Annotated in this window: 1 protein-coding gene; it reads left to right on the forward strand. The window is 49.8% G+C overall.

All coding sequences use genetic code 11. From position 1 onward, the window contains the following. Positions 1-1,044, forward strand: a 1,044-nt coding sequence (locus tag QNI22_RS40115; RefSeq protein ID WP_314520308.1) for a HAMP domain-containing protein, incomplete at both ends; no start/stop codon positions are given.

Here is a 1,044-nt window from a genome sequence, read left to right on the forward strand (position 1 = left end):
CAGCCCAGGTGCGGAACATTGCTGAGGTAACAACCGCCGTGGCAAATGGAGATTTGTCGAAGAAGATTACGGTAGACGTTCAGGGAGAAATCCTCGAATTGAAAAATACGATTAACACCATGGTGGATCAGCTTAACTCGTTTGCCTCTGAGGTAACACGTGTGGCGCTGGAAGTAGGTACAGAAGGTAAACTCGGTGGGCAGGCGAAGGTACAAGGGGTTGGAGGTACATGGAAGGATTTAACAGACTCGGTAAACCAGATGGGTTCAAACCTGACAGCTCAGGTACGGAACATTGCTGAGGTAACAACGGCCGTTGCAAATGGTGACTTATCCAAGAAAATTACGGTGGATGTTGCCGGGGAGATTTTGGAGCTAAAGAAAACCATCAACACCATGGTGGATCAGCTTAACTCGTTTGCCTCTGAGGTAACACGTGTGGCGCTGGAAGTAGGTACGGAAGGTAAACTCGGTGGGCAGGCGAAGGTACAAGGGGTTGGAGGTACATGGAAGGATTTGACCGAGTCGGTAAACCAGATGGGTTCAAACCTGACAGCTCAGGTACGGAATATTGCAGAAGTAACCACAGCGGTAGCCCGAGGAGACTTGTCGCGTAAGATTACCGTGGATGTGAAAGGGGAGATCCTTGAGCTGAAAAATACGATCAACACCATGGTGGATCAGCTCAACTCATTTGGTTCGGAAGTAACACGGGTGGCGCGGGAAGTAGGTTCAGAAGGAAAGCTGGGTGGGCAAGCAAACGTGCCAGGTGTTGGAGGTACATGGAAAGATTTGACCGATTCGGTAAATAAAATGGCGTCGAATCTGACAGCTCAGGTACGGAACATTGCTGAGGTAACAACGGCTGTGGCAAATGGTGACTTGTCGCGTAAGATTGAGGTGGATGTTCAGGGAGAGATCCTCGAATTGAAAAATACGATTAACACCATGGTGGAACAGCTTCGGGCATTTGCATCCGAAGTAACGCGTGTGGCACGGGAAGTAGGTACGGAAGGTAAACTCGGTGGGCAAGCAAACGTGCCAG

Source organism: Xanthocytophaga agilis, assembly GCF_030068605.1.
Taxonomy (GTDB): Bacteria; Bacteroidota; Bacteroidia; order Cytophagales; family 172606-1; genus Xanthocytophaga; species Xanthocytophaga agilis.